Source organism: Aliiglaciecola litoralis, from assembly GCF_039523355.1.
Taxonomy (GTDB): domain Bacteria; phylum Pseudomonadota; class Gammaproteobacteria; order Enterobacterales; family Alteromonadaceae; genus Aliiglaciecola; species Aliiglaciecola litoralis.
Genome location: NZ_BAAAFD010000008.1, coordinates 159,856 through 175,916, shown reverse-complemented (window position 1 = coordinate 175,916; position 16,061 = coordinate 159,856). Strand labels below are relative to the sequence as shown.

Below are 16,061 nucleotides of genomic sequence, written 5' to 3'. Positions count from 1 at the left end.
AGGCTGATGGCACATGTTGTCGCTCTAAAAATAATTTTTAATGCGTTTTTAAAAGGAAATTACACCATGAAAAAGGGTAGTTCGTTATCCATATTATCGATATTAGTGTGTTGTTCATTTAACACTTTTGCAGGCCCGGGAAATACAATGGAACGTGCCGATGTATTTGGCCAGGGGTTAGCCGGCCCAGTTATTGCTGTTGAAGGCGCGCGATTGGTTCGCAAGAAAAACCAGCTGCTGATAAATGTCAGAGTGCCCACCCCAGCACCTGGTTCCTACAGCTACCCACCAGGCAATTCTTGGAATAATGATGCAATCCAAGGTAAACCGGAAGCGTTTTCCTTGTGGGCATTTATTTTCAACGATCCTTCAGCATGTGTGGGAGGCGGTCCGGGTATATGTACAGGGGCGGATGCCAGAAATGGCACACCGGGAGCAGGTGCATTCAACGTAGCAGGACATTTAGTGGCTGGAAGAGTATTGCAACTGAGTGGTAATGTGACCTTTTCCAGCTCGCCTTTTGGTGGCGCGCCCTTGACCGATCCACTCACTGCAGAGGTGCACTTAGCCATTGCGCCTCATGGGGCACTGCAGCCGGAAACCATGCCAAACCAAATCCAAACACCCATAGGCGGCCCAGACTATTGGTGGTTAGCCACTTTTCCACCGGTTGACTGAGTGACAATATGCCCTATCAATGGTGATAGGGCACGTCCATTTAGAAGTGAATTGTTTGCCGTAGTGCGCTTTTTAAGGTTTCAGCTCAACGTCTGAATCGGCAATCAAATAAATGCTTGCTGCATAGGCTGCAATGTTTTGTGCCAACTCAGCGGGATTTATCTTATCCAGCGTATCGTCAGGGGTATGGTGCAAATCAAAATAGTCGTGACCGTTTTGATTTAAACGAATTGTGGGGACGCCTTTGGCGGCCATTGGAATGATATCCGGTCCACCACCAGGTGCGTCTGAACGGCCTCTGACAATACCCAATGGAGATAAAATTTTAGCAATTTCATCGATTAACAACGTGGCTTGTGGATTGACGTTCGATTCCAATTGCCAAATAGTTTGGGCCCCAAAATCTGATTCTGTGGCCAGCACGTGATTCGTTAAATTAGCTTCATGTTGCTTCGCGTAAGCAAACGCGCCTAATAGTCCCACCTCTTCTGCGCCGAACATCACCACGCGAATAGTGCGTTTGGGGCGCTTGGGTAGTTTTGCAATCAACGCAGCGGCGGCGGTGGTGATCGCAATACCTGCACCATCATCTACCGCGCCAGTGCCTAGATCCCAGCTATCTAAATGACCACCAATCAGGACAATTTCCTCGGGTTTTTCACTGCCAATCAAATCTAATACAACGTTTCCACTGCTGACATCGCCTTGCCATTTTGACTCTGAATGCAGTGATATGGTCAGCGGTGTATCTAAGTTGTGTAAGCGACGAAGGTGATCGGCGTCCGGATTTGAAATCGCGATCACAGGGATGCTTGCCCACTTATCACCGTCTTTGCTCATCATTCCACTATGCGGAAACCGATGAGAGTCAGATCCAACCGAGCGCACAACCAATCCAAGAGCGCCGCCGCGCTGTGCATGTTGCCAACCAATTCTGCGGCGCTGATTTGCTTGGCCATATCCTGCGCCCGTTTGACTTTTCACCATGAGATCGCCATCGACGAACGCGATTTTACCTTTTAACGCGCCGTCTTTAACATCTGCCAAAGCGTGGATATCTCTGAAATAAACTATGTCAGCTGTGATCTTCTCTTGGGTAGGCGCTGCGCCGCCAAGGGCTGTGCCGTATAATTCTTGTTGGTAAGGCGAAGTCAGGGCGATATGCAGCTTGCCTCTTTGCCAGAACGGCATGGTAAATTCTTCAATCTGGGCTTTGTCAAAACCCAAACGCTTGCCTAGTTCGACACCCCAATCTCTGGCACGGGCTTCAGCTTCAGAGCCGCCTAGACGAGGACCAATCTCGGTGGTCAATGACGTTACTATTTCCATGCCAAGCTTGCTCTCAAGTGCGGTTTGCATGAGTTGCGTGGCAGTTTGCTTTTGCGCATTGCTCAAAGGCGTTTGCGTCGCCAATAACTGAACACTAAAAATACTCAACATTGCGCCAAGGGCAAGGCAATTGCGTAGTTGCATGGTTTCTCCGATAGGTAAAGGGGTTAAAGGATTGGTCTTCAGACTAGTGCATGTGTTTAAACACAAGCGAGTTCAACAATTATTCGCCTATGATAACTAAAAGGTAACCGTAATTCGACAGGCGAATTGATAATTTACACAGTAGCCATTCGATAGTTTTTTCATTCTAGTGCTAATGGGCTTTATCGTTATACCCCCACAAATAATCTAAAATACGGGCATCACATCTAGGGTGTGCGATGCGCGTTTCCCATCCGTGCGAAACCCGCTTTAGACTCACATCTTGAATAAATGTTATCGATATTTCTTCTAGCATATTTCTTAATAACGATGTTGGAGACCGAGCCTCCAACCGTTGTTTGCTGTGTTAGATTGATCCATAGAATTTCTATTGCTCAGCAATTTTGATTGAGCTCTGCAAGTCGAGCCCTAGACTATTTAGTTTTTTTAAAATCCAGCTCACACAATGTGAAGCCTTAGACCTTGCCATTCATCCCTAGGGTAAAGTTTAACCCTGACGTGAAATGGAATTCTTCTGATGTCATTTCAAAAGTAACGATTAGTTCATCTCGAAACTTCAATTAACCCTACATGAAATGATGGCGCGATTTCTGCTTGAGTGCTTCCTAGTAACGAATAAATGGGTTCGCTCTGTTGGTATTAGAAGGCGTTGCTACCCCATAGTGGTTTACAAAAGTCAATGTGAGCGATTTACAGTTAGCGCTAGGGTAAATGCTATTTATCAAGTAGTTATTAAGCTTTTTTTAACCATGGAACAGCGTCAATTTTTATCCTCCGAATATTTTACGTTCAGTAAGATTCACCGGAAACCTCGGATTAACTTGTAAATGAAAAAAGGCAGTATTATGAACAAATTTTTGTATACGACGTTAGCCTGTGCGGCTTTAGTTTCTGGCAATGCAATGGCAATCCAGTCAGGTGGCAATTCAAGCGTAGGTGTCGCGAACTCATCCCATTCGCCAGTATTGTCTATTCCTAATTTCCCTAGCAATACGAAGCAAATAACCACTAACATTCTATTTTATTACACGCCTGCCGCGCTTGAAAGACTAGGTGGTATAGATGAATTGCACGCTTATATTGACACCTCATTGCAATACGCTAATCAGTACATGACGGTCAATAATATTAGCCTTGAGAGGCGCCTTTCTGCGGTTATTCCCTATCCCGGCAACCTCGACGAGTCAGAAGTGAGTATTAGCGTAGCGGCCAATTATGTGCGTGAAAATAAGGAAGCACTAGAGAGTGAATACAATGCGTCATATTACGCCGTCATAGTCGGTTCCATACCAGAAGGTATCGCAGGATTGGCTTCGTTAGGCGGTTCAGTTTCGTACTTTACACCTCACTACGGTGAAAATCTGGAATACAGTACCTTGGCCCATATGCTTGGTCATAACGACGGTCTGCTCCATGACGTTGCCGGTAATGAACCTTATCCAACAATGGGCGGCTGGGTCTGTGGTTCCGTGGCTAGTATGATGGCTACCGAGGTGGTAAAAAGAAATGAATTTTTCATGTCTTCTCCTGAAGTTATCAATAATGAAACCGGTGAGCAGTGTGGCGATGCAGAAGTAGCTGACGTTCGCACATATTATTATGACGCCATTGAGAGTGACCGCTTTATACAAGCAGAAACGCCATTTAATAATTATATCGCGCCATTACCGGCTGCGGGTGAAATAACTTACTCCTTAACCGCTGATACCTTTAATGAAGAGAGCGGCTCAATTTCTGTCATTGTTAACTGGGCTGACGTCGGACCTTCTGGAGGCACCGCTGAGATATACACAAAGTCAGGCACTGCCGATCGCAATGACTTCCAGTTCGAAAATCAACGTATAAAACTAAGCACCTCAAGTGGAAGCTCGGTTTATGAAATAATTCTTGTGGATGACACTGAAATTGAAAGTGTTGAGACGTTTGAACTTGGTTTACGGTATCCAGTTGGGGTGAATATTGGCACCCAACCTACTGAAATATCTATCGTTTCAGAAGATACTGAGGACGATTCAGTCGGTTCGCCCGAAAAAGGCGATGTGCAAATTTCTGGCACCTTGCGTGTTTCCGAAGGTCAAACCGTTACACTACCTTTAGTAAGAACCGGCGGTTCTACTGGGGAGTTGGTCGTGAATCTGTCAATAACTGATAGCACCACAACCAGTGACGATTATACCATCAGTGCAACACAAGTGACCTTTTTAGAGGGTGAAAAAAACAAGGAAGTTGTTCTCACTGCGGTCGAAGATTCTACCGTTGAGGATAGCGAAACCTTCACCGTGGCTATTTCGAGCACAGCTGACGGCTCAAATGTTAGTGGCAGCGTGGAAGTGACTATCGTCGACAATGATGAACTTGTGATACTTCCTCCACCATCACAGAAAAAAGGCAGTGGTGGAGGAGGAAGTATCGGCTTGTATGCACTGCTATTAGGTTTTGTCGGCATCATAAGGCGCAAACAACTACGTCGATAGTCCCACAGCAGATACATGTTTATAAAGGTTCACCCAACGGTGAACCTTTTTTGTTTATTGGCATAGATAGGTGCAAACTTTTAGTGTCATTCAGTACCATTTATCTTACGGTTTGGTTTGTACAAGCTCACATCATTCGCCCAAAAAAAAAGCTGTGTTAGCCTTAAACGTGGCCCGAAACTATTCGAGCCATGCAGGAGTCGATAATTGCGCAAGTCTTTTGCTCATCTAATCATTAACTTGAAGTGAAACGACCGTGAATAAATCACTTATATTAGTGGTTCGGCTCATTCCCCCGATCCTGTAAAAATTGCAAAGCCTTGTATAATTTATACAGGTTTACAACGCGATTTTGGCTGTTGATCGAAGTTCATGACCTATCTCCCTAATTTAAAAACACTAAAAAATGAGCCATGTTTGTTCATGCTAGTCTTCAATTTGATTTAGTATTAAACGAACTAGTTACGGCTTTGCTGGAAGCTAACCCACGAAAAGTGCGGAGACAGACATTCCACCAAAGGTCATTGTGTCTATGCACTCAAAGAGACAGAAGTATAAATATGAATATCAGAGAAGCGACTAAAGAAGATTGGGATTTAATCTGGCCTATTTTTCATGAAATAGTTAACGCTGGCCAGACTTACGCTTATGACACTAATACAACTAAAGATCAGGCAAAGAAAATATGGTCAGAAGCCCCAAATAAGACATTCGTATTTGAAGAAGGTGGCGCGATTCTAGGTACGTATTATTTAAAAACTAATCAAGCTGGCCCTGGAAGTCACGTTTGCAATTGCGGATATATGGTTTCTTCGCAAGCAAGAGGCCGAGGTTTGGCAACGTCAATGTGTCAGCATTCTCAAAAAATGGCACTAGAGCTTGGTTATAAAGCCATGCAATTTAATTTTGTCGCATCCAGCAATGAAGGCGCAGTACGATTATGGAATAAACTTGGTTTTGATACCGTAGGGATTTTACCTAAAGCGTTTAATCATCCTATACAAGGTTACATAGACGCTTTGGTAATGTACAAATGGTTGCAAACATAACGAGGTCAATTTTTAAAACCAACAAGTTGCCTTTTATGAAAACCGAAAGGTAACGCTATTTAGTTTAATCTTTAAACTCACAAAAGCCTTCAATATTACGTGCATCACATCGGAGTTTTGCTCAAGTACAGCATACCGCCTAAGACATACCTGCTATGTATACACATCTAAAAATAATTAAGCCATTTCAGCTTATTCGTCTCTGCTTCGCTTGGTCGGCGGTTTTGTTAATGACTACTCTGACACGATTTAAACCTTGAATATTATGAAGGTTATAACATTTATTAGGCAGTCAATATCTGCACTGCGTGAAAGATAATCAACTGCGTAATATTTAATTAGTTCCAAGATTTACGCGTCCAGTGCATTACATTCCGTGTTTCATCTTAGGTTAGTTTAATGTGGCAGTATTGGTTGCTTGAGTGTCATTTAAGACTTGGTTGATTAGGTTTATAATCATCAACGGTTTGAAATACGAGATATCTTTGATGAAGAAAACGATTTGTTTTTTAGTTTACGATGATATGGAGCTTCTGGATTTAGCGGGTGCCCAATCTGCTTTTCATGAAGCCAATCAATTACGAAAGGGAAGCTATGAAATACTAGTCGTTGGTTTCGATAGTAGGCCAATAATTTGTGAGTCTGGAATTCAACTGACTCCCGATATGTCATTAAAAGAAGTCGATAATTGTCATACGCTTGTCATTCCTGGAGGAAAAGGCGCCAGAAGTAGCGAAATTACTGGGTCGCAAATAACTTACCTAAGGTCGTTAATGTCTAAATGCAAACGTTTGGTGTCAATCTGCACAGGTGCATTTTTAACCGCTAGAGCAGGGTTACCCGAAAATACAACGGTGACCACACACTGGGCGTTTATAAATGAGATGGCAACTCAATACCCCGCATTGAATGTTGATAACGAAAAAATCTATGTTCAGGATGGTCGATATTGGTCATCTGCGGGCGTCACCTCAGGGATTGACTTAACCCTAAGACTCATTGAATTAGACTTGGGGAAAAGTGTTTCTCATCAAGTGGCAAAGTACCTCGTGATTTATTCGAGACGTTCAGGAAATCAAAAGCAATATTCTGACGCTTTAAATATGCAAGCGCCTAAAACAAAACGAATGGATGCAATCAATGATTGGATAAAAAATCACGTTAGCGAAGATATCACAGTAAGGGATTTGGCAAACTTAGTTCATTTGAGTGAACGGCAGTGCCATAGAATGTTTTTGCAGGAAACGAAAATCTCACCAGCACAATATATTGAAAGATACCGAATGCAATTAGCGACTGAGTACTTAGTGACATCGGAAAAGGATATTAAGATCATTGCTTGTAGCCTTGGCTATAAGACCAATAATGGCTTCAACCGTGCCTTTGAACGTAATTTTTCAGTCAGTCCTACAGCGTACAGAAACGCCTTTGTATCGCAATAACCGGCTAAGTTGATGAGAATCTTAACGTTATTATTAATTATCTTATTCTCGCCAAGCAATTTGGCAAACAACACCGAAACCATAGTTGGCGAAGAAAAATTAACTAGTGGCAAAAGTGAAACGCTGTTCAATGTGCCAAATAAGCCTGTTTTAAATAGCACCTCGACTAAATACGTATGTCAACTTTGTCCGCATGTTACAAGCATCTATAACACCAAGGTGTACGAGCATGATGGTAAATGCCCTGTTTGTAATATGAATCTTATTGAGTTGCACGAGCCCTCAGTTAGTCCTGATATTAAATTGCATACAGGCTCTGGAAATTACTTTATTGCTGGCGGGAAAGGTAACCCTCATAAATTAATCAATATTTTCTATCATAAACCCAAACACTTTGGTCCTAGCTCTAGCGTGTTGATTGTTGTTCCTGGGGCGGGAAGAAATGCTTGGAGCTATAGAGATAGCTGGATTGAAGCATCTGAAAAATACAATGTTTTAATATTGTCTCCCGCTTATGCAGAAGTTGATTATGGGTTTGGCGATTATCATTTAGGGCGCACAGTTTCTAGCTTTACTTTTACTAATCAACTTGCGATGGAAGTGGGTAAAAAAACAGGTAAGTATTATTTTAGTGATGATGAATTGGCGTTTGATATCAACAACAATTCTGATACTTGGATTTTCAACGACTTTGACCGAATATTCGAACAAGCTATCGAATCGTTGGCAACTAAACAAACGCGCTATGATATTTTTGGGCATTCAGCAGGTGGTCAAATTCTTCATAGACTAGCTATATTTAAGCCTATGTCGAAAGTGAACAGAATATTAGCTTCTAATTCAGGCTCTTATACCATTGCAAACTATGAACATAGACTTCCATTTGGCTTACGAGATAGTCAAATAACAGAGCAGCATCTGCATCGTAGTTTTGCCTCTCATCTTGTTCTACTTATCGGTGAGCTAGATAATGAGGAAGAAACAAGTGGGAGCATGTTACATACTCCAATAGTTGATAAACAAGGGCAGGGGAGATTGTCTAGAAGTCAGTATTTTTATCAAAAAGGGAAGCAACAAGCGTCAGATATTGGCGCAAATTTCAATTGGAAAATCGAAGTGGTTCAAGGCGTGGGACACAACTACAAAGACATGGGGAAAGCGGCCGCAATATATCTTTATGCGGATTAACTATTTTTAGATTAATTGAAAAATGCTCAAATCAAAGGAAGCAACAAAGAATCTATTCAGTTTTATCTTTAAACTCACACAAGTCTTCGATGATGCATGAACCAAAACGTGGTTTGCGGGCGATGCAGGTATAACGTCCATGTAATATCAACCAGTGATGTACATCCACTTTAAATTCGGCAGGGACTACTTTCAGTAGTTTTTGCTCTACTTGGTCGACGTTTTTGCCCATCGCGAGTTTAGTACGGCTACTTACTCGGAATATTTGGGGGTCCACGGCTATGGTTGGCCAGCCAAAAGACAATTAAGATAGATATGAAAGAAGTAATTAATTCTTTGTCTGCCTTGTGCCCATAAACGGTCATAGGTTAACTCACAGGGACGTTTCAAATAACAAACTAAGCAGACATTTAACGTTATATTACCATTTAAATAGCTGTTTGAGCGGTTTAAATCAATCAAACGCCAACTCGGATATTATTGAGCCTTCTCAGTAATATCCTCTATGAAAGGTAATTTAGTGTTCAAGGTGCCTTCTAACTAAATGTTTATTTAGTAGGTTGCGCAAATTAAAAGTAATTAGAAGCCCGCATGTTGCTGAGACGTCTAAATTTTTTGCGTGTTGAACTTTTTTTATTGTTGCATCACACATAGATGATGTTGGTTATTTAGCCGGATTTGGTCATAAATCACTTGATGCAAGGTCGCATGGCGAATCATTTATGTCATTGCGCTTTGATAAATTGCATGGAAATGGCTTATACATACTAGATTAGCCAGAGGCTCTACTTTCACCAACACGTCAACTGGCTGCTCTTGCTGCAATTCATGAGCTTGTTAATGATGAGTCGCAGTTCATAATTGCAACGCATTCGCTAATTCTCTTGCATATCCAAATGCTAAGACTCTAAAATTTAGTGAATCTGGTATATTAGAAATCACATATGAAGAAACAGAGCACTACATATTGACAAGAGATTTCCTCAATAATTATCCATGTAGAAATGAGCAGTTGTTGAGTGATGACTAATTCGTCTAACAATTGTGTTAAACACGTTTGCTGCGCTCACTGGACTGCCGCGCAAATGCTCGGCAGTCGTTTACACTGGCGTTAAGGGTAGGACCAATTGACAAAAGAAACACCACTATTTTTGGCTGGCGGCGGGGCAATGGGCGCGCGGTTGCGGGCTTTTGCTTGGGAACAGACGCCCCTAGGTGCATCGACGGTCTGGCCGTCGTCACTAAAGACGTTGGTTGGAATCATGTTGGCGTCAAACCAACCGATGTTTGTAGCGTGGGGTCCCACGCGCACTCTTATCTATAATGACTACTACGCGGAGATCCTCGGAAACAAGCATCCAGATGCGCTTGGCCGGGATTTCTTAGAAGTCTGGTACGAGATCCGGGAGCAACTCCAGCCGATAGTATCTTCTGCCCTGAGAGGCGAGCCCGTGCAGATGCGGGACATCCCGTTGATGGTGCAGCGGCACGGCTATCCGGAACAGACTCATTTTTCCTTCTTCTATTCTCCGGTGCGAGGCGACGGTTTGGAAGTCGAGGGTTTGTTCTGCGCTTGCACGGAGATCACCGCCCAGGTGCTGGCGGAGCAACGGTTAGCCGAAAGCGAGGCCCGGCATCGCGACGTGCTGAACAACATGGACGAGGCATTTCTGCTACTGGGATCCGATTTCCGCGTGCTGGAAACTAATGATGCCGCTTCGTGCCTGATTAAGACGGAGGGCGATATGGTGGGAAAAGATTTCGGAGCCTTGTTCTCGGAAGGCGGGCTGGCTTCAGTCTACTCAATGTGCCAACGGGTCAGTGCCAGTGGTATGCCGGAGCAGCTCGATTATTCCCACGTATCAGCTGAACAAGAATTGCGCTGGTTTGAAGCGCGCGCCTATAAGGTCGACGCGGGTCTGGCCGTGTTCGTTCGCGATATCACTGAGCATAAGAAAGTGGCTGCAGATGCAGCGGACGCGGCAGAACGCGTGCAACTGGCGCTGGACGCGGGCGCCATCGTTGGGACCTGGGTATGGACGATCCCGGACAATCGTTTCATCGCAGACGCCCGTTTCGCTGCCAGTTTTGGACTCGAAGAGGAGCAGTGCAAGTCGGGCCTTCCACTGGAATACGTTATGGAATCCATCCACGCTGATGATCGTGCCAAGGTCACAATGGCGATCGAAGAGGTGATGAGTCGGGGGGGCGCATACCGATGCGAATACAGGGTCTCGCAGAGGGACGGATGCTTCCGATGGGTCGAAGCCAACGGCCGAGTGGAGCATGACGCCGCCGGCAGGGCGGTCCGCTTCCCTGGCGTACTGCTAGACATCGAGGAGCGGCGACGCATGGAATCCGAACGCGACCAGGCCGGCACATTGCTACGTATGTTTACCGATGCGGTACCCGGAGTGGTCTATGCCAAGGATCGTGACGGTCGGTTCGTTGTTGCCAATCACGGAGTCGCGGAACTACTGGGATTGCCCCCGGAGAAGTTCCTGGGTCTTACGGATGGTGATGTGCTCGCGGACAGCGCTCAAAGCGCGGCGATAATGGCGACCGACAAGCGCATCATGGATTCAGGTGTTGGGGAACAAATCGAGGAAGACGTCATGCTGTCCGATGGAACCCCGGCCATCTGGTTATCGACTAAGGCACCGTGGCGTGATGAAAACGGGAACATTCTTGGTTTAATCGGTTCATCCGTCGATATTACGGATCGTAAACGCATGGAGAACGAATTGCGCGTGTCTGAACAACGTTTTGCATTGGCCATGGATGTGGCCCAATTCGGTACTTGGGTCTGGGAGCCGCACTCCGGCGATGTCCACATGGACTTGCGATGTCGCCAGATTGTCGGTGTTGATACCGATGAAGAGGTGGTGACGTTGGACGTCCTTTCCCAGCGCATCCATACCGAGGACTGGCCACGGGTTGAGGCTGCCCTCCAACATGCGCTCCAACCCGGTTCCGGTGGCAGCTATAGCGAGGAGTTCCGATGGATCCATGCCGATGGTCAGGTGGTGTGGACGATGGCGCGCGGGCAGGTATTGTTCGAAAGCGATCTGCCTAATGCCAGACCATTGTCGATGATCGGAACGGTACTCGATATCACAGAGCGCCGGCGGATGGTCGAGAGTCTTGAACAGGCGGATCGCCGCAAGGACGAATTCCTCGCCATGCTCGCGCACGAGCTACGCAACCCTCTCGCGCCCATCGCGACAGCGGCCAGCTTGCTGGACATGGTGCCTATGGATGATGAAGCGAGCGTGCGGCAGATTGGGGGAGTCATCACGCGGCAGGTCTCGCATATGACCGAGCTTGTGGATGACCTTCTGGACGTCTCGCGGGTGACGCGGGGCCAAGTGGAAGTTGCGCGTGAGCCAGTGGACATCCGCTCGGTAATGGACGCTGCAGTGGAGCAGGCTCAGCCCTTGATCGCTGAGCGAGGGCATGTACTGACCACGCAATTCCCTGATGCGGCGCTAGTTATCGGCGACCGCCACAGGCTAGTTCAGGTGGTGGCGAATCTGCTCAACAATGCTGCGAAGTACACGCCAGCTAACGGTCGGCTGCAAATGTCGATACAGGTCCAAAATGAACAGGTGCAGCTGCGTGTCACTGACAACGGCATTGGTATGGACGACGCACTGTTGCCAACGGTGTTCGAGCTGTTCTCGCAGGGGAAGCGCACCCCGGACCGCTCCCAAGGTGGCCTAGGAATAGGCTTGGCTTTAGCGCGCAGTATCGTGGAGCAGCATGGTGGGACTCTCGAGGCCACAAGCCTTGGCCCCAATCTGGGCAGTACATTCACGATGACGTTGCCATTGGCGGCAACTCAGGAGATGCTAGTACAAGCGCCATCTGCCACCACTGGTGCGAGTACAGCATTGAAAATACTGGTGGTCGACGACAACCGGGATGCGGCGGAGGTACTCGCTGTCCTGCTGGATGCACTGGGCCATGACGTGGAAATCGCCTTCGATGGTGCTGGCGCTGTGGCCATCGCGCGGACCGAACCACGTTGGGACGCGTTTATCCTAGACATTGGCCTACCCGACATGACGGGGTATGAACTCGCGCGGCAACTCAAGATAGCTGCGGATTGTTCAACCTACATCGCGTTGACAGGCTATAACCAATCCCGCGATCGACAGAAGTCAAAGGCCGCGGGGTTTGATCATCACCTGGCTAAGCCCGCTGACTTCGGTCGGTTGCAGGAAATCCTGAATGGGATCGACTCCATAGAGCTTGAAAACAGTAAAGAGATACAAGTGACTAGATGCTAGAAACTAATAAAAAACCAAAACCAAAGCCAAATAAAAATGTAGGCTGAGCTTGACCGGTCATACCTGTTTCTGCTTCATCATACCTTGTGCCCGCCTCGTCATTCCGGCGGTCTTTTAACCGGAATCGATTTTATTTAGTCGCTAAGGGATCTCTGCTAAATGCATGCAAGGATGACAAAAAGCAACAAGCCTACAGCCTTTATTTAAAGTCGTTGTTTCTGTGACGGGATCAGTTGTTTGAAAACTGCAACGACCGCTACTCTATTTGGGGAATTACGGCAATTCTCTCAAAGCAGCCTAATATTTATTCTGTCTTATCCTTAAACTCACACAAGTCTTCGATGATGCACGAACCGCAACGTGGTTTGCGGGCAATACAGGTATAGCGGCCGTGCAGGATGAGCCAGTGGTGCACGTCCAGTTTAAACTCTGCTGGTACGACTTTTAAAAGTTTCTGTTCAACTTGATCGACGTTTTTACCCATGGCGAGTTTAGTGCGGTTTGAGACGCGAAAGATATGGGTATCCACCGCTATGGTAGGCCAGCCAAAGGCGGTATTGAGTACCACATTTGCGGTTTTGCGACCGACGCCGGGCAGGGCTTCTAAAGCTTCTCTGTTTTCGGGGACTTGTGAGTTATGTTGATCAATTAATATCTTGCAGGTTTTGATCACGTTCTCTGCTTTGGCATTAAACAGTCCAATGGTTTTGATATATTCCTTTAATCCATCCACGCCTAGAGCGTAAATCGCTTCTGGCGTATTGGCCACAGGATAGAGTTTGTCGGTGGCTTTGTTGACCCCCACATCGGTTGCTTGGGCCGAGAGTATGACGGCAATGAGTAGTTCAAATGGCGATGAATAATTGAGCTCAGTTTTAGGGTTTGGGTTGTCCGCTTGTAATCGAGCGAGCATTTCACGGCGTTTTTGCTTATTCATGTTTGACGTCTTTACACTTGTTTATAGGTTAACTTTCAGTGGTTACCCGAGCACGCTGAACTATTTTGTCTTTTTCTGGTTGAACGACCCATGATTCGACGCGTTTATCTAAGGCGTTTTTGAACGCGATAAGAAACCCCATTCCTAAGAAAGCACCGGGTGGTAAAATCGCCAGTAAAAACGGATTCTCGGTTTCAAAGACGGTAATGGTTAACACGCTTGCCCATTCACCAAACAGCAAATTGGCGCCAGACAATAAGGTGCCACTGCCAAGTAATTCACGCATACCGCCTAGGATCATCAATACGATGGTAAAACCTAGCCCCATCATTAAGCCATCAAAGGCTGCATATTTTACCGGGTTTTTAGACGCATATGCCTCGGCACGACCAATGATGGCGCAGTTGGTGACAATCAATGGAATAAAGATCCCTAGCGCTTCATACAAGCTAAAGGTGTAGGCATTCATTAACAATTGCACTACGGTCACGAAACCGGCGATCACCATCACAAAAATGGGAATGCGGATTTCGTTAGGCACCCAATTACGTACTAAGGATACTGTGCAGTTAGAGCCAATGAGTACCAAGGTAGTGGCGAGTCCTAATCCCAAGCCGTTGATGACCGTCATCGTCACAGCTAACAGCGGACATAGCCCGAGCAACTGCACAATTGCAGGATTGTTTTTCCATAGACCCTGCCAACTTAGCTCTTGATATTGGTTCATTTAGTCTACCTCTTCAACATGGGCGTCAGTGATGTCGAGCTCGCAAGATGATGCTGATTCAAATAGTGCTTGTTGTTCCTGCTTGACATAAAGCACCGCATTTCTAACGGCTTTAACCACTGCGCGTGGCGTGATAGTGGCGCCGGTAAATTGATCGAACTGACCGCCGTCTTTTTTCACCTGCCATTGGTCACTGTTTTCGGTTGTCACTGTTTCACCTGAAAAGCTTAAAATCCAATCGTTCACACGTAATTCAATTTTATCACCCAATCCTGGCGTTTCTTTGTGATCCAGTACTCGCACACCTGTCACTGAGCCATCCAACTTGGTCCCAACTATGATGGCTATTTTGCCACTGTAACCATTAGGTGCAATGGCCTCTATGGCGACAACAGAAGGTTGTCCGTTTTGCCAACCAAGATAGGCGCGTTGTGGCTCATTTGTACCTAACAAGTCGCTGTTGCTGGTTAATACACAGCTATGTTGAATATCGTTATCAAAGCTATTTTTAGGGATAATCGCACTCAAAATAGACAGACGTTTTTGTATCTGCTGTTGGGCAATGGTGTCTTTGGTACCTGAAAATGTCACGGCTATTATTGCCGTTGTCGCCAGTGCAAATCCGGCAAGAATTAATCCATTTTTAAGCATGCTGTTTTTCATGGTTAACTCCGGCCGTCCGTTTTGGCACCTTTACGACGCTTGGCGATGATGGTTTTTTTATGTTCGGTATTATGGCCATAAGTGCGTGGACGAGTGTAATAATCGATGAGAGGAACGGCCATGTTCATGATTAACACCGCAAAAGCAATAGCGTCAGGATATCCGCCCCAGGTTCTAATAATATAAACCCATGCGCCAATACCGAAACCAAAAATGATTCTTCCTTTATTCGTGGTAGAGGCAGAAACAGGATCGGTAGCAATGAAGAACGCGCCCATCATTAAGCCGCCGCTCAATAAATGAAACAATGGACTGGCATACAGCCCATCGTCCATCAAATAGAAAAACAAGGATACCGATGCAATACCCCCCATCAGACCGAATGGAATATGCCAATTGATGACTTTTGTTTTGAGTAAATAGATGCCGCCGAGCAAGTAAGCCAAGTTTATCCATAACCAGCCTACGCCTAAACCATGGGCGAATACCGAGGACTGCATAGCTTCAGTGACCGTTAATCCTTGTGATACACCGGTTTTAATTGCATCCAATGGGGTTGCCATGGTGTAGCCATCGATGTGGGTGCGCAATTGTTCGATACTGTACCCATCAGCACTAAAGCCAGTAAAGATAATGCTAACAGAATCAGCGAAAGTCTGAGGGAACTGGCTAAGTGATTGGGGGATTGCCCAAGTCGACATTTGTACTGGGAATGAGACCAGCAGCATGACGTAAGCCGCCATCGCTGGATTGAATAAGTTGAATCCCAAGCCGCCATACAGCTGTTTTACAACGGCAATTGCAAAAAAGCTGCCAATCACGGTGATCCACCATGGTGCGAAGGGCGGAATACTGATAGCAATTAAGAAGGCCGTTAACAACGCGCTGCAATCTTTGATTGCCACTTCAAAATTCTTTTTACGCATCTCCAATATGGCTGCTTCAGTGACAATGACCGTTGCTGAGGCGATGGCGAAATGGATAACCGCTCCCCAACCAAAGAACCAGGTTTGCAGTGCTAATCCTGGAATGCCGGCGTAGATAACTAAGCGCATCACCTGTCCTGTGGTGCGTTTAACGCGCTGATGAGGAGAACTCGCTATTTTAAAACTCATTG

The 16,061-nt window shown here is 45.9% G+C and carries 11 protein-coding genes and 1 pseudogene; 6 read left to right on the top strand and 6 right to left on the bottom strand.

The annotated features are described in order from the left end of the window. The first annotated feature begins 66 nt into the window (after nucleotides 1–66). Nucleotides 67–678, top strand: a complete 612-nt coding sequence (locus tag ABD036_RS14035) for a hypothetical protein (RefSeq protein ID WP_343860959.1) — start codon at nucleotides 67–69, stop codon at nucleotides 676–678. Nucleotides 679–750: 72 nt separating this feature from the next. Here ABD036_RS14035 and ABD036_RS14030 read toward each other — a convergent pair whose 3' ends face one another. Further along, nucleotides 751–2,151, bottom strand: a complete 1,401-nt coding sequence (locus ABD036_RS14030) for a M20/M25/M40 family metallo-hydrolase (protein ID WP_343860957.1) — start codon at nucleotides 2,149–2,151, stop codon at nucleotides 751–753. Between the two features lie 866 nt (nucleotides 2,152–3,017). On the opposite strand from ABD036_RS14030, the gene ABD036_RS14025 reads away from it, so the two are divergent. The 4 genes from ABD036_RS14025 to ABD036_RS14010 all read left to right on the top strand — a co-directional run bounded on the left by ABD036_RS14025 (nucleotide 3,018) and on the right by ABD036_RS14010 (nucleotide 8,325). Then, entirely contained in the window at nucleotides 3,018–4,646 is a 1,629-nt protein-coding gene (locus ABD036_RS14025; RefSeq protein ID WP_343860955.1) for a Calx-beta domain-containing protein, read from the top strand. 560 nt (nucleotides 4,647–5,206) lie between these two features. Beyond that, nucleotides 5,207–5,695, top strand: a complete 489-nt coding sequence (locus ABD036_RS14020; RefSeq protein ID WP_343860953.1) for a GNAT family N-acetyltransferase — start codon at nucleotides 5,207–5,209, stop codon at nucleotides 5,693–5,695. 488 nt (nucleotides 5,696–6,183) lie between these two features. After that, entirely contained in the window at nucleotides 6,184–7,137 is a 954-nt protein-coding gene (locus ABD036_RS14015; protein ID WP_343860951.1) for a GlxA family transcriptional regulator, read from the top strand. Between the two features lie 12 nt (nucleotides 7,138–7,149). Further along, a complete protein-coding gene (locus ABD036_RS14010; RefSeq protein WP_343860949.1) occupies nucleotides 7,150–8,325 on the top strand; it encodes a hypothetical protein in 1,176 nt (391 codons plus the stop codon). Nucleotides 8,326–8,377: 52 nt separating this feature from the next. On the opposite strand, the pseudogene ABD036_RS14005 reads toward ABD036_RS14010, so the two are convergent. Continuing rightward, nucleotides 8,378–8,626: pseudogene (locus ABD036_RS14005) on the bottom strand (endonuclease III); the annotation flags it as partial. 826 nt (nucleotides 8,627–9,452) lie between these two features. Here ABD036_RS14005 and ABD036_RS14000 point away from each other — a divergent pair. Further along, the gene (locus ABD036_RS14000) at nucleotides 9,453–12,617 is read left to right on the top strand and encodes a PAS domain-containing protein (protein ID WP_343860947.1); all 3,165 of its coding nucleotides are present in this window, start codon (nucleotides 9,453–9,455) and stop codon (nucleotides 12,615–12,617) included. A gap of 304 nt (nucleotides 12,618–12,921) precedes the next feature. On the opposite strand, the gene nth is transcribed toward ABD036_RS14000, so the two are convergent. Genes nth through rsxD form a run of 4 tightly spaced genes read right to left on the bottom strand, consistent with a single transcriptional unit; the run spans nucleotide 12,922 to nucleotide 16,059 of the window. Then, on the bottom strand, nucleotides 12,922–13,554 hold the full coding sequence (gene nth / locus ABD036_RS13995; protein ID WP_343860945.1) for an endonuclease III: 633 nt from the start codon (nucleotides 13,552–13,554) through the stop codon (nucleotides 12,922–12,924). Between the two features lie 28 nt (nucleotides 13,555–13,582). After that, on the bottom strand, nucleotides 13,583–14,281 hold the full coding sequence (locus ABD036_RS13990; RefSeq protein ID WP_343860943.1) for an electron transport complex subunit E: 699 nt from the start codon (nucleotides 14,279–14,281) through the stop codon (nucleotides 13,583–13,585). Further along, on the bottom strand, nucleotides 14,282–14,944 hold the full coding sequence (gene rsxG, locus ABD036_RS13985) for an electron transport complex subunit RsxG (RefSeq protein ID WP_343860941.1): 663 nt from the start codon (nucleotides 14,942–14,944) through the stop codon (nucleotides 14,282–14,284). A 2-nt stretch (nucleotides 14,945–14,946) separates the two neighbouring features. Next, nucleotides 14,947–16,059, bottom strand: a complete 1,113-nt coding sequence (gene rsxD / locus ABD036_RS13980; protein WP_343860939.1) for an electron transport complex subunit RsxD — start codon at nucleotides 16,057–16,059, stop codon at nucleotides 14,947–14,949. Nucleotides 16,060–16,061: the final 2 nt, after the last annotated feature.